Source organism: Burkholderia sp. COPS (assembly GCF_019425585.1).
Classification (GTDB): domain Bacteria; phylum Pseudomonadota; class Gammaproteobacteria; order Burkholderiales; family Burkholderiaceae; genus Burkholderia; species Burkholderia cepacia.
The window spans coordinates 1-21,648 of record NZ_WIXR01000009.1 but is presented as its reverse complement, the minus strand read 5'-3'; the positions used below and the strand labels follow the sequence as shown (position 1 = coordinate 21,648).

Below are 21,648 nucleotides of genomic sequence, written 5' to 3'. Positions count from 1 at the left end.
CGGACGCCTGCAGTTTTTTTATGGTCTGGTCAGGGCCGGCGCGCGGCGTGGCGTGGTGCCCTGGTATGCGCGCCGGAAACGGTGCGTGGGTATCGCGGTGTCAGTACTTCATGACGACGAGGCGCGTCTGCGTGAATTCGAGCATCCCGTGCTTGCCGTCGTCGCCGCCGAGGCCCGAACGTTTCCAGCCGGCGTGGAAGCCCTGGTACGGATCGGCCGGCGTGCGATTCACGTACAGTTCGCCGGCTTCGATCGCGTTCGCGACGGTCATCGCGGTGCGGTAGTGCTCGGTGTAGAGCACCGACGACAGGCCGAACTGGTGGTCGTTCGCCTGCGCGATCGCTTCGTCGATCGTCGCGTAGCGCAGCACCGGCATGATCGGGCCGAAGGTCTCCTCCCGCACGATCTCCATGTCCTGCCGCACGCCGGTGAGCAGCGTGGCCGGGTAGAAGAAGCCGGGGCCGTCGGGGATCGCGCCGCCGGTTTCGAGCGTCGCGCCTGCCGCGATCGCGCGTTCGACCATCCCGTGGATGTGCGCGCGTGCCGATGCGCTGACGAGCGGGCCCATCCGCGTGGCGTCCTCCGCCCGGTCGCCGATGCGTACGGCCGCCATCTTCTCCTTCAGCAGTGCGACGAAACGGTCGTGCACGCTGTCGTGCACGTACACGCGCTCGATCGCCGTGCAGAGCTGGCCGCAATGAGTCGTCTTCGACGCGACGAGTGCAGCGGCCGCGCGTTCGAGATCGGCGTCGGGCTCGATGATCGCGGGCGTCTTGCCGCCGAGTTCGAGCGACGGCTTCGCGATGTTCGCCTTGCAGTAATCGAGCACCTTGCGGCCGGCGTTCACGCTGCCGGTCAGCGTGATCATCCCGACTGCCGGGTGCGTGCACAGCGCTTCGGCCGTCGCGTGATCCATCGTCAGGATGTTGACGACGCCCGGCGGGAAGCCCGCCTCGTCGGCCGCCTTCGCGATCTCGAACGCGGACACAGGCGTGTGGTTGCTCGGCCGCACGACCACGGTGTTGCCGGCGATCAGCGCGGGCGCGACCTTGCGCAGCAGCGTGTAGACGGGATAGTTGAACGGGATCAGGCACGCGACGACGCCGATCGGCTCGCGCTGCAGGAACAGGTTTTCGTCGGGCGTGTCGCTCGGGATGATCTCGCCCTCGATCCGGCGTGCCCACTCGGCGTGATAGCGCGTGATCTGGCCCGCGTAGACGGCTTCGTTCGACGCGTCCTCGACGCTCTTGCCGGATTCCTGCGCGAGCGCCGCGCCGATTTCGGGTGCACGCGCGGTCAGCGCGTCGGCGAAGCGGTGCAGGTACGCGGCGCGCTCGGCGCTCGGCAGCTTGCGCCACACCTTCTGCGCGGCGGCCGCGGCGTCGACGGCGGCGAGTGCGTCGGCCGGCGTCGCGGCCGGCACGCGCGCGAACGGCGCCTCGGTGGCGGGATTGTGGACGACGATGAACGCGTCGCTTTCCGGGGCGACGAAACGGCCGTTCACGTAATTGCGTTCGGTGCGCATGAAGTGACTCCTCCGATGAATGCAGGCGGATCGCTTCGGGTGGCGACACGCGCGGCACGGGACAGAGGCCATTCTCTTCATGCGTTTAGCGCACGACAAACGACTTATTTTCGTGCCGGGCATGAGAAAAACGCACGTTACTCGGCGAATCGGCCGGAGTCGGCCGTCCGGCAAGGCTGCTGCGGTGGTGGCGGGATGGAGCGCGGGCGGCGGCCCTGTCGTATTTTCGACCGCTCAGCGTGCGGACCTGTGCGGGAGCCGGTAAGGTGTCGCCCGCGGTTGGCGGCCGGCGGCCGGCGGTCAGCGGCCAGCGGCCAGCGGTCGGCGGCGGGAGGCGGATCGCGTGTCAGGCCAGCGGCACTTGCGGAAGCGGCGACGACGGTTCGAGGTGGCGCTTCGCGAGCCACACTTCCTGCTGCAGCCAGTCGCGGAACTGGACGATGTGCGGCAGGTTCGTCTGTTCGGGCCGCGTGACGAACCAGTACGACTGATGGCCGTCGACGTGCACGTTGAGCACCTGCATCAGCTGCCCGGTCGCCAGTTCGCGCGCGACCATGTGGCGATCGGCGATCGTGATCCCGAGGCCGTCGATCGCCGCGCGGATCGCGTGGTCGAGCAGGTCGAATTCGTAGCCGCCGCGCGTGTCGACGTCGGCGATGCCGGCGGCCTTCAGCCAGTGCTGCCAGGTCAGGTAGCGCTGGTCGTCGGTGGCGAGCACGTGCAGCAGCGTGAAGCGGTTCAGGTCGATCGGCGCGCCGTCCTGTCGCAGCCGCGCATACAGCGCGGGTGCGCAGACGGCGATATGCTGCTCCTGCATCAGCAGTGCGTTGTCGAAGCCGTCCCATTCGCCGTCGCCGAAGCGGATTGCGCAGTCGAGCACGCGCGATTCGCCGAGACTGTCGTGAATGCGGGTCGTGAGGCTCAGCTCGAATTCGGGATGCGCGTCGCGCAGCCGGCCGAGCCGCGGCATCAGCCAGCGCGCGGCGAAGGTGGGCGGCACGTTCGCGCGCAGGCGGTTCAGGTGGGTTTTTTCCTGCAGGCTGCGTACGGTCAGCTCGATCTTGTCGAACGATTGCTGCAGTGCGCGCAGCAGCACGCGGCCGGCCGCCGTCAGTTCGAGCTGGTGATGACGCCGCTCGAGCAGGGTTTCGCCGAGCTGGCCCTCGAGCTGGCGAACCTGGCGGCTCACCGCGCTCTGCGTTACGTTGAGCAGTTCGGCCGCGCGCGTGAAGCTGCCTGTGCGGCCGGCCATCTCGAAGGCTTTCAGCGCGTTCAGCGCCGGCATCTTGCGTCTCACGGGGCGGTGTCGTGTTTGGTGCGGGATGCTTATTGTAGGCGGGCGGCGCGGGCGCGGGGACGATGAATGGAGGCGAACGAGGGGGCGGGCCCTCGGGGGTTTTACGGCGCGGCGGCTGTCGCGCACGGTTGTGATCGGGCGGCACGCGGGATGGACGGCGGTGACGGCCGGCAACGGCACGAACGACACTAAAGATACGAACGATACGAACGAAGGGGACACACATCATGCGACGCCTGCCATCGTTGATCGCGCTGCGATTTTTCGAGGAGACCGCGCGTCACCTGAGCTTCAACCGTGCGGCGGTTTCGCTGTGCGTGACCCAGGGGGCGGTGAGCCGGCAGATCCGGCTGCTCGAGGAAGCGCTCGGCGCGCGGCTGTTCGAGCGCGATCACAAGGGCGTGCGCCTGACCGAGGCCGGCCAGCGCTTGCTGCCGTTCATCGGGCAGGCGTTCGACACGATCGAGCGCGGCGTCGACGAAGTCGCCGCCACGCGTCCGGGTGCGAAGCGGCGCCTGACGGTGTCGCTGCCGCCGACGTTCGCGACGCAGTGGTTCTCGCCGCGGCTCGGCACGCTCGCGGAGACGCTGCCCGACGTCGAGCTGTCGATCCGCACCGAGCCGGCCGACGATTGCCATTGCCACATCCGCTTCGGGCGCGCGTCGCGCGCCGGGATGCAGTCGGAGCTGCTGATGATGGAGCGGCATGCGCTCGTCGGTGCGCCGCGTTATCGCGGCGATGCGCTCGACGTGCTGCTCGGCCGGCTGCCGTCGCTGCATGTGCTGCACGAAGGCAAGCGCCTGACGCTGTGGGCCGACTGGTGCGAGCAGGCGGGCGTGCCGGTGGCGCGGATCGGCGACGGCATCGAGTTTTCCACGCTCGAACAGGCGATCCGCGCGGCGCGCAAGGGGGCAGGGCTCGCGGTGGTCGACCTGAACATGATCGAGGAGGAGATCGCCGAAGGCAGCCTCGTGCGGCTGTCGCCGGTGCAGCCGATCGGGCCGTTCGGCTATTGGCTCGATGTCGAGCCGGAGAGTGTCGCGGTCGAGCACGTGCTTGCGTTTGCCGCGTGGTTGCGGGAGCAGGTGGGGCGGAAGGGGTAGGGGGCGCGGACGGGGGGATTGCGATGCGCGCGTCGATCACGACGACGCACGTCGATCGTTCACGCACCGATCCTCCCATTCCGATCTGTCAGAGAGTGTCACACGTCGCGGTGTACAGATCGGGATCCAGACCGAAGTGCATGAACGTTTCCCGGCCCCCGATAGCTTTGGCTTCGGCTTCCGAGATGATGGGCAACGTGGACTTCGACGGATCGATGCGTCCCACGTTGAAGACGGCTCTCGGCGGCGGCGCCGACGCGCCGGCCGGCGGTGCGGCCAGCTCGACGGCGGACGTACGCGCGAGACTGCGACGGAGTTCGCTCGCGAGGAATTCTTCAAGGAGCCGTCTCATTTCTGCGCGCCGGACGACACGATTCCCGCTCGTTGTGCGACTGCGTGCCGCCGAAGGCCGCGCAACGTGGAATCCGGCGATTCGGCCGTGCTTTCCCGTCATCCGTAAATCCCCTTCTCGATCAAGTAATCCTGCAGTGTCAGCACGGATGCACCATGCGGCGTAACGTCGAATGTCATCCACCGATGCGAGCCGGCGACTCGCCAGAAGTCTCGCCCAACCCGGGTCGCATAAAGCGTGCGCAGGGATCGAAGCGACCCGTCGGCCAACCCGACCGGATATCCCTGGAAATACTGGAACAGGGCTGCTTCATCCGCATGCGCGCCCGGAATGGGCGCATCGAAACCGAACCTCGGCCATGCGTAGTATCCATGGAGCCGGGGCCCGCCGGGTTCCGGCGGCGATTTGCGGCCACCCATCGCCAAGGCACTGATCCGGGCGATGTCCAACGTATCACACGCTCGAACGATTCTCCAGAGCATTGCCGCGCCGAGTCCGGCGACCGCGCCGTCGGCCAGATCGATTGCACGGAGTTCAAGCACTCGCGTATCAACGGTTCGGAATACCGATATCCGGTTTTCGGATCGAATCAGCGTCGGATGGGTGACGGCGAACGTCAACTTGCCGGCGCTGTCGAGATAGGCCTGAATGTCGGAGCCGGACGGCGCGCCGCATAACGCGACGAGCAACGCGTCGGGAACGTGACCGTCCACCCCCAGCAACGCGGAAATATCCAGGCCGTTTCGTTCGACCGCGAGCCGATCGTCGAAGTACGTCGTCTCGTACGGCAGGACATGGCTGAGGTCGGCAAGGCGGGCGGGCATGGTTGCGGTCGAAAAGCGGAAAACCCCAGCATATCGCCGCGAATCCGCCGTGCAGAGTCCGCCGAACGGCCAACCGCGAGGCGGAACGCCTGCCGTCCCGCCCGCCTTACGACCAGTCGAACGTCAGCAGCGCCACGCGGCTGACCGGTTCGTAAAACAGGAGAATCCAGTCGGCGCCCGCCGCGCGATATTCCCATCCGGTCACGCCGGCGACGAAGCGAAAGCGCGCACCGTCGGGGCCGATCGGCCGGATGTCGTCCGGATCGCTGTCGTCGACCGGGAAATCCGACGTGCCCGACCAGTTGCCCCAGCCGACCGATCCGCCAAGCTGGTCGACGAGATTGCACGGCTTTTCCCGGCTGAAATCGCGCTCGTCCGGCGCGTACCGGTTGGACGAGTAGAGCACGCCGTATTCGGCGAACCGCTTGCGCGCGGCTTCGATGCTGGCCTGTTGCTCGGCGTAATGCGCCTCCAGTTCCTTGCGATAGGCTGCGTCGCGCGGGGCGGGCGGGTTTTCCAGATAGAAGTAGCGCGGGTCGCCGAGCAGCGTGTAGCGGTTGTTATCGTCGAGCCGGAACCCGATCCAGTTCGCGCGAAGATAGTCGTTGTGGTACGCGGCCGTGTCCTGCCCGACGAGCCCGTCATAAGGTTCGACCGGGCTGAGCAGGTGGATCCAGCCCTGCCACGACGGATCGACCGTCGCCAGGTCGATCGACACGAGCGGATGCAGATGGCGCGCGAGTGCGGCATCGGGCTCGGCAAAGACGTCGGTGTCCGGCGGGTAGACCTTCAGGCCGGGTTGTGGCGTGACGATGTCTTCAATCATGATCGGTGTCCGCATGGTGGTCGTTCGGCAAGGCTACACGAGTGAAGGCGAAACCCGGATGAATGCCGGCGCCGCCGCAGCCTGCCTGAATCCCGTTCCGTCCATTCACCCGATCGGCCGTGAAAGTGTTCGTGCCGGTCCGTCCGGAGCGTGTCTTCTTGATAATAGTTGATAACCGGGGTACGCTCGGCGGATCGAATTCAATCCGGTCGGGAGGTCGACATGATCAGTGCGGAACTGGGCCAGCAACTGGAGGCTTATGTCGCGAAGCTGGTCGAATCGGGGCGCTACGGATCCAAGAGCGAAGTGCTGCGCGAAGGCGTGCGCCTGATCCAGGATCGCGAGGCGCAACTGAATGCGCTGGACGCGGTGATCGCGCGCAGCCTGGCCGATGCGGAAGCAGGACGCGGCGCCGAGGCGGCGGAAGTCTTCGATCGTCTCGAGGCGAAGTATCGGGCGCAGGCGGATCGGCAGGCCTGATCGTGCGCCTGTCCGATTTTGCGATTGACGAACTCGAAGCGGTCGCCGATTACATCGCACGCGACAACCCGCAACGCGCCGTGACGTTCGTGCAGGAGATTCGCGACAAGTGTTTGGGGCTGGCCGCGATGCCGCTCGCGTTTCCACTGGTGCCGCGCTTCGAGCGTCACGGCGTGCGGCACCGCGTGCACGGCAACTACCAGATCTTCTATCGGGTCGTCGGTGATCCGCCGGCGCGGATCGACATTCTTCACATCCTGCACGGCGCGCGGGACTACGCGTCGATTCTGTTCTGAACGAACGCGCGCACTGCATCGCGCCCGGAATGCGCGAACCCGGCCAAGGCCGGGTTCGTTCGAATCGCGATCAGCACCGCCGGCGCGCATCGGCGGCGAGTCGAAGCGAAAGCCTCGAGCGTGACGAAGCAGGCGGGCACGCAGCCCGCCTCCCGCGTCAATGCCCCGACGCCTCCTCCAGCGTCAGATGCTTCGTCTCCGGCGCCCACGCGATCGACACGATCATCCCCACCAGCAGCACGCCCGCGAGCGCGAACATCGTCGCGTGAAAGCCGAGCGTCGCGATGCCGGCCGGCAGCAGGAACGTGCCGATCGCCGAACCGAGCCGGCTGCACGCGATCGCGAGACCCACGCCGCTCGCGCGGACTTCGGTCGGGAAGCACTCGGGCGGGAACACGCCGACGAGGTTGCTGAACGCCGACATCGTCAGCGTGAAGATCGCGAACGCGACGATCATCGCGACGGCCGCCGACGACGGCAGCACCGCGAGCGCGACGAGCGACGCGCACGTCACCGCGAACGAACCGATCAGGAAACCGCGTCGCGACAGCCGGATCGTCAGCCAGATGCCGATCAGCGCGCCCAGCACGAGGAACGCGTTCAGCAGCAAATCCGCACCGAAGCCCTCGGCGAGGCCGATCGTCTTCAGGATCGTCGGCAGGAACGTGTAGATCGCGAAATACGGAATCACGAGGCACACGAAGAACGCACAGTTGAAAAGCGTGCGGCGGATCAGGTCACGCTGGAACAGCCGCGCGAAGCCGGCATTCGCATGCGGTTCGGCCGAGCCGTCGAGCATCACGTGCGGCCCGAAATGCTTCGCGACGATCGCGCGTGCTTCCTGCACGCGGCCCTTGCCGAGCAGCCAGCGCGGCGATTCGGGTGTACCGATTCGCAGGACCAGCACGATCAGCGCAGGCAAGGCAGCCGATGCGAGCAGCCAGCGCCATGCGTCGGGCGTGGCGTCGCCGTACGCAAGGCCGAGCACATTCGCGGCGACATAGCCGATCGTCCAGATCACGCTGAACGAGCCGAGCAGCGCGCCGCGATGCTTGCGCGGCGAGAATTCGGCGAGGATCGCGTGGCCGACGGTGAAATCGCCGCCCATCCCGAAGCCGATCAGCACGCGCAGTACGCACAGTTCGAGCGGCGACGTGACGAAGAACTGCGCGAACGCGGCCGCCGTGATGATCACGAAGCTCGTCAGGAAGATCTTCTGCCGGCCCATCCGGTCGGACAGCCAACCGAACACGAGGCTGCCGAAGAAGATGCCGATCAGCGCCGAGCTGCCGATCATCCCCATCCAGAACGCGTCGATCGGCATCTGCCTGCCGAGCGCGGCGAGCGCGTAGCCGATCGTGCCGAGCGTGTAGCCTTCGGTGAAATGCGCGCCGAACGTCAGGCCGGCGATCTTCACGTGGAAACGGTTGAGCGGCACGTCGTCGAGCGCGACGGGGCGGCGCGGCGCATCGGCGCCACGCGACAGCGGCAACGCGCGCGCGGTGCCGGATTGAACGTTGGCTTGGGTCAAGCTGCCTCCTGGATTGTTATCTGGCGCGCGGCGGCGCGCGCAGGCGGCGCGGCGCTGCGCCGCGAGCGCCGTGAAAGGCGCCGCGCGGCCGGGCGGCGCGCGGCGCGGGTCGACCGCGGGGAGCGGTCAGCGGCCGAGGCCGGCCATCAGCGTGTACTTGAGTTCCACGTATTCGTCGAGGCCGTACTTCGAGCCTTCGCGGCCGAGCCCCGATTGCTTGACGCCGCCGAACGGCGCGACTTCGGTCGAGATGATCCCGTCGTTGACGCCGACCATTCCGCTTTCCAGCGCACCCGACACGCGCCACGCGCGGCCGAGATCGCGCGTATAGAAGTACGCGGACAGCCCGAACGGCGTATCGTTGGCCGCGGCGACGGCCTCTTCCTCGGTCGTGAAGCGGAAGCAGCCGGCGACGGGGCCGAAGGTTTCCTCTTCGGCGATCAGCATGTCGGCCGTCATGCCGGTCAGCACGGTCGGCTCGTAGAACGTGCCGCCGAGCACGTGACGCTTGCCGCCGGTGAGCGTGTGTGCACCCTTCGCGACCGCATCGGCCACGTGCCGCTCGACCTTGCCGAGCGCCGCTTCGTTGATCAGCGGCCCCTGGTCGACCTCACCCGCGAGCGCGTTGCCGACGCGCAGCGTGCGCACGGCGTCCGCGAGCTTTCGCGTGAATGCGTCGTACACGCCGTCCTGCACGAGAAAGCGGTTCACGCACACGCAGGTCTGGCCCGTGTTGCGGAACTTCGACGCGATCGCGCCCGCGACCGCCGCATCGAGATCGGCATCGTCGAACACGATGAACGGCGCGTTGCCGCCGAGTTCGAGCGACAGCTTCTTCAGCGTGTCGGCCGACTGCTTCGCGAGCAGCTTGCCGACCCGCGTCGAGCCCGTGAACGACAGCTTGCGCACGACGGGCGAACTCGTCAGCGTCTCGCCGATCGCGACCGCGTCGCCGGACACGACGTTGAACACGCCGGCCGGCACGCCCGCACGCTCGGCGAGCACCGCGAGCGCGAACGCCGACAGCGGCGTTTCCTCGGACGGCTTCAGCACCATCGTGCAGCCGGCCGCGAGCGCGGGGCCGGCCTTGCGCGTGATCATCGCGAGCGGGAAATTCCACGGCGTGATCGCCGCGACGACGCCGACCGGCTCGCGCGTGACGACGATCTGCGCATCCGGTTTCGGGCTCGGGATCACGTCTCCGTACATGCGCTTCGCTTCTTCCGCGAACCATTCGAGAAAGCTCGCCGCGTACGCGACTTCGCCGCGCGCTTCCGCGAGCGGCTTGCCTTGCTCGCGCGTCAGCAGCTCGGCGAGCGCGTCGCGATGTTCGAGCATCAGTTCGCCCCAGCGCTTCACGCGTGCGCCGCGTTCCTTCGCGGTCAGTGCGCGCCACGCGGGGAACGCGTGCGCGGCTGCGTCGATGGCGCGCTGCGTGTCGTCGGCGCCGCCTTTCGCGACTTTCGCGATCGTCTCGCCGGTCGCGGGGTTCAGCACCGGATAAGTTGCATCGCTCGCGCCATGCGGTTCGTGCCATTCACCGCCGATGTAATGGCCGGTCCTCAGAAATTCGTTCATCGTGTGTCGTTCCTTCAGGGCCTCAGTCCGTCGCGAAACTGCCTTGCGCCGGACGCGACGCGCGCGCGATGCGCTTGCCGGCCGTGTAGTCGTTGATCAGGTCGCACGGCGTGTAGTTGCGCTCCAGTTCGTGCAATTCCTCTTCGGTGAGCTGCGTCTCGAGCGCGCCGAGCGCACTGTCGAACTGCGCGACGGAATCCGCGCCGACCAGCATGCTCGCGACGCCGGGGCGGCTCAGCACCCACGCCTGCGCGATCTGCGCGGGCGGCACGCCGCGGCGCTTCGCGACCTTCGCGACCGATTCCGCGATCGCGAGCGATGAGGCATCGCCGTACATCTGCGCGGTGAAGAAGTCGGTCTGGTTGCGCGTCGATTGCGGCTCGCAGGTCAGCAGGCCGCGCGCGAGCGGGCTGAACACCGACACGCCGACGCCCTGGTCGATGCAGTACGGCACCATCTCGCGTTCCTCCTCGCGATACGCGAGGTTCAGCTGCAGCTGCATGTTGATCGGCTTGTCCCAGCCGTGTCGTTCGCAGGCCTGCATGATTTTCGCGAACTGCCACGTGTACATCGTCGATACGCCGATATAACGCGCCTTGCCCGCGCGCACGATGTCGTGCAGCGCGCTCATCGTTTCCTCGACGGGCGTGTTCACGTCGAAGAAGTGCAGCATGAAGATGTCGACGTAATCCATCCCGAGCCGCTTCAGCGAAGCGTCGATGCCGTCGAGCACGTGCTTGCGCGAATGGCCGCCCGCGTTCGGGTAGCTGCCCATGTCGTAGCCGACCTTGGTCGTCACGACGAGCTCCTCGCGGCGCGCGTTGCGCTTCAGGATGCGGCCGACCACTTCCTCGCCGACGCCCGTCGAATAGAAATCGGCGAGATCGATGAAGTTGACGCCGGCGTCGAGCGCGCGGCGCACGATCGGCTCGCTCTGCGCTTCGTCGAAGATCCAGGGTTTCCAGTCGGGGGTGCCCATGTTCATCGTGCCGAGACACAGGCGGGACACCTTCAGGCCGGACTGGCCGAGGCGGACGTATTCCATGCTTCCTCCAGGTGCGGCCTTGTGTCGGCCGCTTGTCGTCTTCAGTTTTTCTTCGGGGTGTAGAACGGGTTCGACACGTCGCGCGCGGCGGCGAATACCGCGTCGCGATGCGGCAGCCCTTCCATCGCGGCGACGATCGCGGTGCGGCACGCGCGATAGTTGTTCTCGAACACGGCATCGAGATCGTCGGTCTGCGGGTTCACCCAGTTCGCCGACACGACGACCCAGTCGTTCTCCGCTTCGGGCGGCAGCGTGCCGTTCTCGAGCGCTTCGGCGACGGCCTTCGCGATGCCGGCCTGCGACGCGCCCCACGTGGCGTTGCCGTGGAAATCGCCGGCGATCTGCGCCTTGTTGACGTACAGCGTGAGCGGCTTGGTCGGCACGCCCGGCTGCGCGATCACGACGAACGGCGCATGGCCGGCCGACGGCGTCGCGAGGGCCGTGGCGAACGCCTGGCCCGCGGGGCCGTTGCGCGGGCCGACCAGCACGTTGATGTGCGCGAGGTTGACGCCGGGGCCTTCGAAGCCTTCGCCGATGTAAAGCTGCCTGGGTTGGGATGCGGTCATTGCGATGTCTCGTCGATGAGGTTGGGTGTGAGGCGATTGTGGTGGGCCGCGGCGCGGCCGGTGAATCGATGTTTCCTGATCGGGCTATGAGTTTTCGTCGTCTCCGGGAAAGCCCTTGGCCCGTCACGCGGACGCCCGCCGGGCGGGCCTCGGCCGGTGTCGTGACGGCGGGCGGGGCGGGATCGGCGGGTGGGCATTCGCGTACCGGCTCCGGGTTTGTCATACCCGGGCAGGGGTTGGAGGGCCGGGCGCATCCGGACAACAATCGGCGTACTCCGAGCCCTATCTTTCGTCTTCCCTTCTTTTTTCGAAAGCGAGTAATTCCGATGGCTGCCATTCAAAGGCCCGATTGGTCGAAGCTCAGTTCGCTCGATCCGGAACTGATCCGGGCATTCGTCGCCGTGGTCGAGAGCGGCGGTTTCACCGCGGCGGCCCGGCAACTGCATCGCACGCAGTCGACGATCAGCCTGCGCATCCGCACGCTCGAGGAGCGGCTCGACACGCATCTGTTCATGCGCAACAGCCGACGGCTCGAACTGTCACGCGACGGCGAGAATTTCCTGATCCATGCGCGCCGCATCATCCAGGTGCAGAACGACGCGATCCTCGCGCTGAAGCAGGCGAGCAGCGATCGTGGCGTCGTGCGCTTCGGGCTGCCGGAGGACTACGCGGAGCTGTGGCTGCCCGACCTGCTGAAGTCGTTTTATGCGATGCGGCCGGGCGCGCGCTTTCACGTGCATTGCCGCACGTCGCTCGAACTGCTCGAACGGCTGCAGGCCGGCGAGCTCGACGTCGCGCTCGTCGTGCGGCACGGGCCGAACGCGGGCGGGCGGCTGCTCGGCCGGCACGATGTCGTGTGGGCCGCGCACCGCGATTTCGTGCTCGGCCCGCAGGCGTCGGTGCCGCTCGCGCTGTTTCCGGAGACGTGCTGCTACCGGCAGCGCGGGCTGCAGGCGCTCGCGACGGCCGGGCGGCCGTATCACGTCGTCTATACGAGCCAGAGCCCGACCGGCATCAAGATCGCGGTGAACCACGGCGCGGCCGTGACGATGATCGACCGCTGCACGCTGCCCGAGAACTGGCGCGTGCTCGACGAGACGGACGGGCTGCCGCTGCTGCCGGCGGCCGATCTCGAACTGCATCGCTCGCCGGGCATCTGCGATCCGCTGACCGACGATCTGGTGTCGCTGATCGAATCGATGGTCGACGAGCGGCGGCGTGCGTCGCTCGAAGCGTTCGCGTAGCGCGGCGGCCGACGCACGGCGTGATGGCGCGAATCGTGGCGGCTGGCGTGCGGTCGCGGCGCGCGCATCGCGACTGCACGGCCGGCGGCCAGCCGCTGGCCACTGGTCATTGACGTGTTGTGTCCCCCGTGCCGTTTTTTGCACGGACGGCCCGTTTTTTTGCACGACGTTTATGCGGTCTCTTCTAAGCTGGGGACGTGTCGAACAGCCGAGACGGCTTCCGTCCGCTCCATGACCTTCATTCATCCCGTTCCCGCCTTCGATGTCGCCGGCCGCCAGTTGCGCGCCGGGGCACCCGACAACGTCATTCCGTTCCCGCCGCCGCGCCCGCGCCTGCAGTTGCCCGTCACGCTGACGGCCGACTCCGGAGAACACGCGCACGCGCGGCTCGCGGCGCTGCTGCATTCCCCGCTCGGCGTGTACGTCGTCGGCGCGCGTGCCGTGCGCGACGTGGTCCACGTGCACTTCGACATCGCGCCGGAAGACCTGGATTTCACGCTGCGCATGCTGATCGCGCAGCAGGCCGATGCGGTGATCGGGCCGGTCGCGCGCCGGTTGCGCGTGGGGCCGACGGCACGGTGAAGCCGGGAACGGCTGTTGCTCGTGGATGGTGGTTCGTTCCTTGATGGCTTGTCCGATCCGCCGCCCGGTCGCCGGTCGCCGTGCCGTCCGCCGTCAGGCGGCGGACAGGCGCGCGATGCTGCGTGCGCGGTGCCGATCATGCATGCGGAGGAGTCATGGATCTATTGGAAGCAGTCCCTGTCGTGCGGCCGGCGAGCGTCCGGTTACGGACGGCGTCGCTGCCGTCGGGCCAGCAACTCGAGCGTCAGCTCGTGACGACGGTGCGCGTGGCCGAAATGCTGTTGCATCAGGCGATCGTCGTGCCCGACCGGCATCAGTGGTCGGTGGACACCGAGCGGGTCGACGCGGCCGGCGGGCCGCTTGCAGCCTGGGAGCGCTTCGTGACCTGGCGGATCGGCAAGGTGTTCGCAGCGACGGTCAGCCCGGCCGCGCGCGTCAACGATCGCGACCAGGTCGCGGTCGAGATCCGGCTCTGTCTGCCCGAACAGGACTACGTGGCCGGGCGGCGCGTGAGCACCTTCGGCCGCCGCCACGGCAACCGCTTCGGCGCGACGCTGTCGGTCACGTCGGGCGCGCAGTGGGGCTGGCAACGCGCGGAGCACGTCGCGCCGGAACACACGCAGGTATGCGGCGATACGCTGGAGGCGCTCGTCGATCGGGTGGCCGCGAACGTCAACGCGGCACTGGGCGCGGCCGGTTTCGGCGCGATGCGCTGATCACGCGTCGCCGGTCTGCCCGGTCTGACGCTGCAGGTCTTCCATCAACTGCTCCGCGAGAAAGTCGCACGGCGGCCGCTTCGATTTCGTGCTGCGCGCGAGGATCAGTTCGAGCGGCGGCAGGTCGGGCAGCCCGTGCGCGCGGCCGAGCATCGACAGTTGCGCGGGTATCGCGCAGCGCGCGAGCGGCGCGACCGCGAGGCCGGCCTCGACCATGCTGAGCAGCCCGAGCAGGCTCGGGCTTTCATACGAGGTACGGTACGGCACCTTCGCGCGTTCGAGGCTGCGGATCGCGTTCTCGCGCGCGACGCTGCCCGGCATGAACACGGCGATCGGCAGCGGCCGCTCTTCCCACACGCGCGGCCCGTTCGTCATCGCGGCCCACGCCATCGGCTCGTGGCGGATGAAGTCGCCGGACAGCCCCTTGATGCGCGTGCCGCAGACGAGATCGACGGTGCCTTCCTTGATCAGCGGCGCGAGCGCGCTGCTCGGCAGCCCCATCACCTGGATCTCGACCTTCGGGTAGGTCGCCGAGAACTTCTTCAGCACCGACGGCAGCAGCGACGACGCATAGTCGTCCGGCACGCCGATCACGACCTTGCCGGTCACTTCCGGCCGCACCACGGCCGCCCACGCCTCGTCGCGCAGCGCCAGCATTCGTCTGGCGAATCCCAGCAGCACCTCACCTTCACGCGTCAGCACGATGCTGCGCGGCTTGCGCACGAACAGCGGCCGCCCGATCGCGTCTTCCAGGCTCTTGATCTGCATGCTCACGGCCGACTGCGAACGGTTCACGGCCTCGGCCGCGCGGGTCATGTTGCCGGTCTCCGCGACGGCGACGACGGTGGCCAGCACGTCGTGATCGAGCATCTTCATGGGTATCAGGAAAACTGAACGTAACGATCAGCATTATGCGTTTTTATTGTTGCTGTGTGTCTGCCATAGTGCGATCACGCTGACGTTTCGCCCGAGGGCGGCGCGGCATTCGGGCCGGACGATCCGGCGTGCGGGACTGAACAGGGAAGCGTGGTGTATCGATGATGGACCATCCGTTGCGCGCCGCGTTGGCCGCGGAATTACATGCCCGGCCGTTCCTGCGGCTCGCCGAAGCCGTGTCGCTCACGCATTACGCGATCTACGCGGACGGCCAGCCCGACATCCACGAAACGCTGCTGCACGCGCTGTGCCGTGATACCGGCATCGCCGCGCCGCACGAAGGCGCGACGCACTACGCGGTGCAGTCGCCGAGCGGCTGGCACCTGAAGTGGGAGCGCCACACCGAATTCTCGACCTTCACGTTCGTCGCGCCGCGTCGCGACACCGGTTATTTCGACGATCTCGCGATCGAGGGCATTCCGGCCGCGTGGTTCGCGCGGCTCGCCGGCATCCGCTTCGTCGCGGTGCGCATGGAGTTGCTCACGGGCGACGCCGCGCGGCTCGTCTGCGGCGACCTGCGCCGCTGGATCGACGGGCCCGCGCTCGTCGGCAGCAACGTGCTCGGCGGCGGCAAGGTGTTCTGCGACTGGCATGTGCGCGACGACGGTTTCATGCGCTTTCTCGTCGTCGACGAGGATTTCCGCGAGGAGCAGGGCGGCCGCCTGCTGCAGCGCCTGCATGAAATCGAGACGTACCGGATGATGGCCCTGCTGGCGCTGCCCGTCGCGCGCCGGATGAGCCGCGAGCTCGACGAGATCCACGCGGCGCTCCATGCGCTGATGCAGCGGATGGACGCGAGCGGCGCCGACGGCGACGACACCGCGCTGCTCGTCAAGCTCACGCATCTGGCGGTACGGGTCGAGTCGCTGTCGGGATCGGGCGCGCGCTTCAGTGCGTCGCGGGCGTACGAGAAGCTCGTGCTGGCACGCATCCACGAGTTGCGCGAGGAACGCATCGAAGGGATGCCGACGATCGCCGAATTCATGGAGCGGCGTTTCGCGCCGGCGATGGAAACCTGTCGCAGCGTATGGGCACGCCACGAACAGATCGCCGCGCGGATCGCACGGGCGGTCGACCTGCTGCGCACGCGCGTGAACCTCGCGCAGGAAAAGGACGTGACGCGTTTGCTGGCCGGGATGGAGCGCACCGCGCGCAACCAGTTGCATCTGCAGCACGCGGTCGAGGGGCTGTCGGTGGCCGCCATTTCGTACTACGTGCTGTCGCTCGCGACGGCGGCGTTCAAGGCGCTGCACGTGATGAACCTGCCGGTCGATCCCGAACTGGCGGAAGGCCTGCTGATCGCGCCTGTCGTGTTCGCGGTGATTCACATCACGCGGCGCACGCGCGCGCAGCTGGCGCGATCGGAGGCCGTGCATGACGGCGCACATGACGGCGCGGCGGTGCATGCGGCGGCGTTGAAGCAGGTCGGTTAGAACATCGAAAACTTGATCAGGTAAAGGAGTGGAGATGACTTTTTCGCAGAAGCAACCGGAGTTCTACAGCGGTTTCGATGCCGCGTTCGACGAACCGGCACCGGATGACGCGGGCGTGCCGGAGGCCGCGCGCGTGACGTCATATCAGGCCGTGCTGCAGGAGCCGATGACGTCGCTCGTCGGGAATACGATCGATCGGCCGGACGTCGCGGCGGTGGCGATCCTCGGTTACAACTGACGCAGTGCCGGGCGGGTGGGCTGCGCAGTCCCTTCCCGATTACCCGGCGGCACGCATGCGCGGCATCGTCGGGTACGCCACCCATCGGGCGTCGATCTTGCGGCCGGGTAGAAAGTGAAACTCGATATAACCGTCGCGCCGGTTCGGCAAAGCCGGCACGGCGACGTCGGTTTCGACGATGTCGGGCGCCTGGTTCCGGGCGTCTTCTTCAGGCGTCAGATCGTACGTGATCCTGACGTGCCAGGTCTTCTTGCCGCGCGGCACGCTCATGCAGCACATCGTGCCGCCCCCGCCGCCGAACTGGCGCGCGTGCACGCTGCCCGCGCCGAAGCCATCCACCACGAAACTGTAGACACCACGATCGGTGTAGTTGAATCCCACGACGCGATACGGGCCGTCGGCGCGCGTTTGTGCGTGGATCCACCAGGCCGCGCCCGCCAGCAATGCCGCGACGGCAACCGGGTTGAGTATCAGGCGGCGTAGCAGGTTCGGCATGTCGGTGTTCCAGTGAGTCGGTTCGGCGGCACGATCGGTCGCCGGTAGCGCCAGCGCGCGTGCCGTGCGCCCCGGCGGCCGAGGTCATCGCGCGCGCCTGACGGGCCCCGCCCCATGCGCCAGCGCCAGTTCGACGAACGCGCGCGCGGCCGCGCTCCGGTATGCCCCCTTTCGTTGCAGCAGCACGGCCGTGCGCCGCAGGACGGCCGGATCGAGCGCGATGGCGACGAGATCGTCGTGCCCGCTCGCGATCGTCGCGGGCAGCAGCGTCGCGAGGTTCGTGCGGCGCACGATCTCGATCACGGCCCCCAGCGAATTCGCTTCCATCGACACGCGCGGCCGCACGTCGTGTTCGCGGAAATAGCGGTCGATCTGCACGCGAGTCGCGAACTCGGCCGTGAGCAGCACGAGCGGCGCGTCGTGCAGCGCGCGCAGGCCGGCCTTGCGTTTTCCGGCGAGCGCATGCCTGCGGTTCACGACGAGCGCGAGCGTTTCGACCAGCAGCGGTTCCGCTGCGATATCGGCCGTCTGCACCTCGTCGAACGCGATGCCGACATCGAGCTCGTCGTCGACGAGCAGCGCCTCGATGCGTTCCTGCGACATCTCGCGCACCGACAGCGACACCTCCGGATAGCGGCCGTGAAACGCCTCGACCAGCGGCCCGACGAGATAGCTCGTGAAGGTCGGCGTGACCGCGATGCGCAGCGAGCCGCGGCTGAGATCCTGCACGTCGTGAATGGCGCGCCGGCCTTCCGCGAGATCGTGCAGCGCCTGCCGCGCATAGCGGAAATACACGTCGCCGGCGTCGGTCAGCCGCGTCACGCGCCCGGTGCGGTCGAACAGTTGCGCGCCGAGCGTCTCCTCGAGCTGGCGGATCTGCTGGGACAGCGCGGGCTGCGACACATGCAGCGCGGCGGCCGCGCGCGTGAAGCTGCGATGCTCGGCGACGGCCAGGAAGTAGTGGATATGGCGCAGCAGCATGGCGGTTCCTATAAGTCCTGCTTATCCGGTGGATCATAAATCAGTCTTTTACCTTATTGGAAGCCCGGCGTAACCTGCTCTTCATCGATTCCACCCGCACCGGAGAACACGCGATGAAGGACATCATCGAAGGCTTCCTGAAGTTCCAGCGCGACGCGTATCCGGCGCGCGCCACGCTGTTCCGCGATCTCGCGCGCAGCCAGCATCCGCGCGCGCTGTTCATCTCGTGCTCGGACAGCCGGCTCGTGCCCGAACTCGTCACGCAGCGCGAACCGGGCGACCTGTTCGTGATCCGCAATGCCGGCAACATCGTGCCGTCGTACGGCCCCGAGCCGGGCGGCGTGTCGGCGTCCGTCGAATACGCGGTGGCCGCGCTGCGCGTGACCGACGTCGTGATCTGCGGCCATTCCGATTGCGGCGCGATGACCGCGATTGCCACCTGCCAGTGCATGGATCACATGCCCGCCGTCGGCCACTGGTTGCGTTATGCCGATTCGGCGCGCGTCGTGAACGAGGCGCGCACGCATCGCAGCGAACGCGAGCGGATCGACTCGATGGTGCGCGAGAACGTCGTCGCGCAACTGGCGAACCTGAAGACGCACCCCGCCGTGCGGCTCGCGCTCGAAGAAGGGCGGCTCGCGCTGCACGGCTGGGTCTACGACATCGAATCGGGCTGCATCGACGCCCATGACGGCGCGACCGGCCGGTTCGTCTCCCTGGCGGACCATCCCGAGGTCCGCGCCATGCCCGCGACGCTTCCCGTCGCGGCCTGAATCGCTCCAACCTACCCACGAGGAATTGCCATGATCCAGTCCCAGCACAGCCAGACCGCCCGCCACGCGCTCGCGGAGACCGTCGTTCTCGCGAAGGCGCGCAAGAACCTGTCGTTCGCGCAACTCACCGAAGGCACGGGCCTGAGCGAAGCGTTCGTGACGGCCGCGCTGCTCGGCCAGCATGCGCTGCCGGCCGATGCGGCGCGCAATGTCGCCGACAAGCTCGGCCTCGACGACGACGCGGTGCTGCTCCTGCAGACGATCCCGCTGCGCGGCAGCATCGACGATCGCGTGCCGACCGACCCGACGATTTACCGCTTCTACGAAATGCTGCAGGTGTACGGCACGACGTTGAAGGCACTCGTACACGAGAAGTTCGGCGACGGCATCATCAGCGCGATCAATTTCCGGCTCGACGTGAAGAAGGTCGACGATCCGGAAGGCGGTTCGCGCGCGGTGATCACGTTCGACGGCAAGTACCTGCCGACCAAGCCGTTCTGACGCCGGCGCGGCGCCGCGGCAGCGGTGCCGCGCAGGTTCCCGCCCGACGTGCATCGGCCGGTTGAAGCCGCCGCACGTTCCCGCCATTCCGTTTCAACGAGGACGCAGCCATGGATTTTGTGAAACGCACGATCGATCTTGCGATGAAGAACGTGGAAGAGGGCGGCCGCCCGTTCGCGACGGTGATCGTCCGCGACGGCGAGATCGTCGCGGAGAGCCCGAACCTCGTCGCGCAGACCTGTGATCCGACCGCGCACGCCGAGATCCTCGCGGTGCGCGACGCGTGCCGCAAGCTCGGCACCGAGCACCTGACCGACTGCGAGATCTACATTCTCGCGAGCCCGTGCCCGATGTGCCTCGGCTCGCTGTACTACTGCAGCCCGAAACGCGTGGTCTACATCACGACGCGCGAAGACTATGCGCCGTTCTACCGCGACGACCGCAAGTATTTCGAGCTCGACACGTTCTATGCCGAATATGCGAAGCCGATCGAGGAACGCCGGTTGCCGATGGTGCAGCAGAAGCACGGCGGCGCGATCGACGTGTACCGGCGCTGGAAGGAACTGAACGCGAAGTGACGCGACCCGCGCGGCGCCCAGGCCGCGCGTTGCAGCCGCCCGGCTGCTCGTTTTCCCCACCCTCCGTTTCGTCTTCCGTGTCATCCGGCGGCGCCCGTGCCGCCGGGGCGCCCGCGCTGCCGCGCGAAGCCGGTCGTGCCCCCGTTTTCCCGCCTTCCCAAACATCGATCCCGTTCAATGTCCGGAACGGAAATCCGCGATCCAAAAGGTTTTTGACGGGTTTAAAAATTCGCACTGGAGACGACGGAAACGTGCGGAAAGCCCGATGAAAACCGATGAAATCTTCATGACAGCCAGCGGGGTGGCCGCGGTCGTTCGCGACTGATCGCCATCGATCGCCGTGCGTTTTCCCTACCTGTTTCGTTGCGCCATTCATTCCGGATGAGGAATCGCTCGATCCCTCTCCGCCAGCACGGCTCGACTGCCGCCGGTCGCGCGTGACGCCTGAGATTCGCTTACCTGCTTGAAACGGACCATCATGAAACGGGATTCATTCAGTACACCTGATGCTATGCATCGACCGACGACCCACATGCTCGAGCCGAACGACACGTTCGTCCGCATCGAAAACGTCGTGAAGAAATTCGGCGACAGCACGGCCGTCGACAACGTGAACCTGACGATCGCGAAGAACGAACTGTTCGCGCTGCTCGGCAGCTCCGGCTGCGGCAAGTCGACGCTGCTGCGCATGCTCGCCGGGCTGGAAACGGCCACCTCCGGCAAGATCTTCGTCGACGGCGAGGACCTCGCGTCGCTGCCGCCATACCGCCGCCCGGTCAACATGATGTTCCAGTCGTACGCGCTGTTCCCGCACATGACGGTCGAATCGAACGTCGCGTTCGGCCTGAAGCAGGAAGGCACGCCGAAAAACGAGATCCGGGAACGCGTGGCCGACGCGCTCGCGCTCGTGCAGATGAGCAAGTACGCGAAGCGCAAGCCGCATCAGCTCTCCGGCGGCCAGCAGCAGCGCGTCGCGCTGGCGCGCTCGCTGGTCAAGCGCCCGAAGCTGCTGCTGCTCGACGAGCCGATGTCCGCGCTCGACAAGAAGATCCGCCAGAAGACCCAGCTCGAACTCGTGAACATCATCGAGAAGGTCGACGTGACCTGCGTGATGGTCACGCACGACCAGGAAGAGGCGATGACGATGGCGAGCCGCCTCGCGGTGATGAGCGAAGGCAAGATCGTGCAGATCGGCTCGCCCGGCGAAGTCTACGAATACCCGAACAGCCGTTTCTCGGCCGAATTCATCGGCTCGACCAACCTGTTCGAAGGACGCGTGGTCGAGGACGAACCCGACCACATCTTCGTCGAAAGCGACGATCTCGAGGCGCGCATGTACGTGAGCCACGGCGTGACGGGCCCGCTCGGGATGCCGGTCGGCATCTCGGTGCGCCCGGAGCGTGTGCACGTGTCGCGCGAAAAGCCCGGTTCGAAGCACAACTGGGCACGCGGCGTCGTGACCGACATCGCGTACATGGGCAGCTACTCGCTGTACCACGTGCGCCTGCCGAGCGGCAAGACGGTGGTGTCGAACCTGTCGAGCTCGCACCTGATGAACGACAACGCGCCGGCGTGGAACGACGACGTGTTCGTGTCGTGGTCGCCGGCCAGCGGCGTCGTGCTGACGCAGTGAGGACGCCACGATGAGAACCTCCGCTTCCACTTCGTCCGCACCGGTGTCTGCCGGCGCCGCGAGCACCGGCGCCGGCCGCGCGCGCCCGGGCCGTTTCTCGATGCTGTCGCGCTTC

The 21,648-nt window shown here is 67.3% G+C and carries 24 protein-coding genes; 12 read left to right on the top strand and 12 right to left on the bottom strand.

The features are described 5' to 3' along the window. Nucleotides 1-100: 100 nt before the first annotated feature. Together aldA and FOZ70_RS05975 are read right to left on the bottom strand one after the other, a co-directional pair. The gene (gene aldA / locus FOZ70_RS05980; protein WP_219705182.1) at nt 101-1,525 is read right to left on the bottom strand and encodes an aldehyde dehydrogenase; all 1,425 of its coding nucleotides are present in this window, start codon (nt 1,523-1,525) and stop codon (nt 101-103) included. Between the two features lie 346 nt (nt 1,526-1,871). Further along, nucleotides 1,872-2,810, bottom strand: coding sequence for a LysR substrate-binding domain-containing protein (locus FOZ70_RS05975; protein WP_011356424.1), 939 nt, complete (start codon nt 2,808-2,810; stop codon nt 1,872-1,874). Between the two features lie 239 nt (nt 2,811-3,049). On the opposite strand from FOZ70_RS05975, the gene FOZ70_RS05970 reads away from it, so the two are divergent. Beyond that, on the top strand, nt 3,050-3,925 hold the full coding sequence (locus FOZ70_RS05970; RefSeq protein WP_219705181.1) for a LysR substrate-binding domain-containing protein: 876 nt from the start codon (nt 3,050-3,052) through the stop codon (nt 3,923-3,925). A gap of 88 nt (nt 3,926-4,013) precedes the next feature. On the opposite strand, the gene FOZ70_RS05965 is transcribed toward FOZ70_RS05970, so the two are convergent. The 3 genes from FOZ70_RS05965 to FOZ70_RS05955 all read right to left on the bottom strand — a co-directional run bounded on the left by FOZ70_RS05965 (nt 4,014) and on the right by FOZ70_RS05955 (nt 5,927). Then, nucleotides 4,014-4,277: a hypothetical protein gene (locus tag FOZ70_RS05965; protein WP_059621219.1), complete on the bottom strand. Its 264-nt coding sequence runs from the start codon at nt 4,275-4,277 to the stop codon at nt 4,014-4,016. Between the two features lie 98 nt (nt 4,278-4,375). After that, nucleotides 4,376-5,101 carry a hypothetical protein gene (locus FOZ70_RS05960; RefSeq protein WP_219705179.1) on the bottom strand — a complete coding sequence of 242 codons (726 nt, stop codon included), beginning with the start codon at nt 5,099-5,101 and terminating at the stop codon, nt 4,376-4,378. A 106-nt stretch (nt 5,102-5,207) separates the two neighbouring features. Next, nucleotides 5,208-5,927: a hypothetical protein gene (locus FOZ70_RS05955; RefSeq protein ID WP_063807164.1), complete on the bottom strand. Its 720-nt coding sequence runs from the start codon at nt 5,925-5,927 to the stop codon at nt 5,208-5,210. Between the two features lie 222 nt (nt 5,928-6,149). Between FOZ70_RS05955 and FOZ70_RS05950 the strand changes: the two genes are divergently transcribed. Continuing rightward, entirely contained in the window at nt 6,150-6,407 is a 258-nt protein-coding gene (locus tag FOZ70_RS05950; protein ID WP_048021519.1) for a type II toxin-antitoxin system ParD family antitoxin, read from the top strand. Further along, nucleotides 6,404-6,703: a type II toxin-antitoxin system RelE/ParE family toxin gene (locus FOZ70_RS05945; RefSeq protein WP_048021583.1), complete on the top strand. Its 300-nt coding sequence runs from the start codon at nt 6,404-6,406 to the stop codon at nt 6,701-6,703. The genes FOZ70_RS05950 and FOZ70_RS05945 overlap by 4 nt, the downstream gene beginning before the upstream one ends. A gap of 157 nt (nt 6,704-6,860) precedes the next feature. On the opposite strand, the gene FOZ70_RS05940 is transcribed toward FOZ70_RS05945, so the two are convergent. From FOZ70_RS05940 to fae, 4 genes are all read right to left on the bottom strand, one after another. Beyond that, entirely contained in the window at nt 6,861-8,195 is a 1,335-nt protein-coding gene (locus FOZ70_RS05940) for an MFS transporter (RefSeq protein ID WP_258025570.1), read from the bottom strand. Between the two features lie 165 nt (nt 8,196-8,360). Further along, nucleotides 8,361-9,812, bottom strand: a complete 1,452-nt coding sequence (locus tag FOZ70_RS05935) for an NAD-dependent succinate-semialdehyde dehydrogenase (RefSeq protein WP_059587175.1) — start codon at nt 9,810-9,812, stop codon at nt 8,361-8,363. A 22-nt stretch (nt 9,813-9,834) separates the two neighbouring features. After that, nucleotides 9,835-10,857, bottom strand: coding sequence for an aldo/keto reductase (locus tag FOZ70_RS05930; RefSeq protein WP_021160515.1), 1,023 nt, complete (start codon nt 10,855-10,857; stop codon nt 9,835-9,837). Nucleotides 10,858-10,898: 41 nt separating this feature from the next. Beyond that, nucleotides 10,899-11,423, bottom strand: coding sequence for a formaldehyde-activating enzyme (gene fae / locus FOZ70_RS05925; RefSeq protein WP_027789894.1), 525 nt, complete (start codon nt 11,421-11,423; stop codon nt 10,899-10,901). Nucleotides 11,424-11,749: 326 nt separating this feature from the next. On the opposite strand from fae, the gene FOZ70_RS05920 reads away from it, so the two are divergent. From FOZ70_RS05920 to FOZ70_RS05910, 3 genes are all read left to right on the top strand, one after another. Continuing rightward, the gene (locus tag FOZ70_RS05920) at nt 11,750-12,667 is read left to right on the top strand and encodes a LysR substrate-binding domain-containing protein (protein ID WP_027789893.1); all 918 of its coding nucleotides are present in this window, start codon (nt 11,750-11,752) and stop codon (nt 12,665-12,667) included. A 231-nt stretch (nt 12,668-12,898) separates the two neighbouring features. Continuing rightward, the gene (locus FOZ70_RS05915; RefSeq protein WP_021160511.1) at nt 12,899-13,249 is read left to right on the top strand and encodes a hypothetical protein; all 351 of its coding nucleotides are present in this window, start codon (nt 12,899-12,901) and stop codon (nt 13,247-13,249) included. 155 nt (nt 13,250-13,404) lie between these two features. Beyond that, nucleotides 13,405-13,965, top strand: a complete 561-nt coding sequence (locus FOZ70_RS05910; protein WP_059553713.1) for a hypothetical protein — start codon at nt 13,405-13,407, stop codon at nt 13,963-13,965. On the opposite strand, the gene FOZ70_RS05905 is transcribed toward FOZ70_RS05910, so the two are convergent. Then, nucleotides 13,966-14,841 (bottom strand): LysR family transcriptional regulator, encoded by an 876-nt coding sequence (locus FOZ70_RS05905; protein WP_021160509.1) that lies wholly within the window; start codon nt 14,839-14,841, stop codon nt 13,966-13,968. It abuts the gene before it with no gap. 161 nt (nt 14,842-15,002) lie between these two features. Here FOZ70_RS05905 and FOZ70_RS05900 point away from each other — a divergent pair, with 161 nt between their 5' ends. After that, nucleotides 15,003-16,334 carry a DUF3422 domain-containing protein gene (locus tag FOZ70_RS05900; RefSeq protein WP_219705176.1) on the top strand — a complete coding sequence of 444 codons (1,332 nt, stop codon included), beginning with the start codon at nt 15,003-15,005 and terminating at the stop codon, nt 16,332-16,334. Nucleotides 16,335-16,368: 34 nt separating this feature from the next. Continuing rightward, on the top strand, nt 16,369-16,572 hold the full coding sequence (locus tag FOZ70_RS05895) for a hypothetical protein (protein ID WP_021160507.1): 204 nt from the start codon (nt 16,369-16,371) through the stop codon (nt 16,570-16,572). A gap of 39 nt (nt 16,573-16,611) precedes the next feature. Here FOZ70_RS05895 and FOZ70_RS05890 read toward each other — a convergent pair whose 3' ends face one another. Both FOZ70_RS05890 and cynR read right to left on the bottom strand, forming a co-directional pair. After that, a complete protein-coding gene (locus FOZ70_RS05890; protein ID WP_021160506.1) occupies nt 16,612-17,067 on the bottom strand; it encodes a DUF3304 domain-containing protein in 456 nt (151 codons plus the stop codon). 84 nt (nt 17,068-17,151) lie between these two features. Further along, on the bottom strand, nt 17,152-18,048 hold the full coding sequence (gene cynR / locus FOZ70_RS05885; RefSeq protein WP_059621225.1) for a transcriptional regulator CynR: 897 nt from the start codon (nt 18,046-18,048) through the stop codon (nt 17,152-17,154). 113 nt (nt 18,049-18,161) lie between these two features. Here cynR and FOZ70_RS05880 point away from each other — a divergent pair, with 113 nt between their 5' ends. The 4 genes from FOZ70_RS05880 to potA all read left to right on the top strand — a co-directional run bounded on the left by FOZ70_RS05880 (nt 18,162) and on the right by potA (nt 21,533). Further along, on the top strand, nt 18,162-18,821 hold the full coding sequence (locus FOZ70_RS05880; protein ID WP_021160504.1) for a carbonic anhydrase: 660 nt from the start codon (nt 18,162-18,164) through the stop codon (nt 18,819-18,821). Between the two features lie 30 nt (nt 18,822-18,851). Further along, entirely contained in the window at nt 18,852-19,322 is a 471-nt protein-coding gene (cynS, locus tag FOZ70_RS05875; protein ID WP_219705174.1) for a cyanase, read from the top strand. A gap of 110 nt (nt 19,323-19,432) precedes the next feature. Beyond that, the gene (locus FOZ70_RS05870) at nt 19,433-19,900 is read left to right on the top strand and encodes a nucleoside deaminase (protein ID WP_060049259.1); all 468 of its coding nucleotides are present in this window, start codon (nt 19,433-19,435) and stop codon (nt 19,898-19,900) included. Between the two features lie 511 nt (nt 19,901-20,411). Next, nucleotides 20,412-21,533: a polyamine ABC transporter ATP-binding protein gene (gene potA, locus FOZ70_RS05865; RefSeq protein WP_226167724.1), complete on the top strand. Its 1,122-nt coding sequence runs from the start codon at nt 20,412-20,414 to the stop codon at nt 21,531-21,533. Nucleotides 21,534-21,648 lie beyond the last annotated feature (115 nt).